The organism is Xanthomonas codiaei (genome assembly GCF_002939785.1).
GTDB lineage: Bacteria > Pseudomonadota > Gammaproteobacteria > Xanthomonadales > Xanthomonadaceae > Xanthomonas > Xanthomonas codiaei.
The window spans coordinates 1-269 of the sequence record NZ_MDEC01000104.1; the positions used below are offsets into that span (position 1 = coordinate 1).

At 68.0% G+C, this 269-nt stretch carries 1 protein-coding gene; it reads right to left on the reverse strand.

Annotated elements, in window-relative coordinates:
- Nucleotides 1-269 (reverse strand): IS110 family transposase (locus XcodCFBP4690_RS22230; RefSeq protein WP_146092058.1); only part of this gene is annotated, 269 nt, incomplete at both ends.

Genomic DNA, 269 nt, shown 5'->3' on the forward strand with positions numbered 1-269 from the left:
TCGCTCAGTTGGGACACCTGCTGGCGCTGCTGCTGCACCAGCGCCAGGACCTGCATGCGGCGCTGCTGGTAGGCGCGCAACCTCCGGCGCCAGTCCTCCAGCGGCTGATAGCGCCTCAAGCTCAGCACTGCTGCCATCTGCGCCAGCACCCGTGCATCCAGCTGATCGGTCTTGGACAGTTGCCCGGTTGCCCGGGCAAAGTCGCGCCCTTGCCGAGGATTGATGCGCACCACCGGCAGGCCGGCCGCATGCAACGCGTCCAGCGCCAT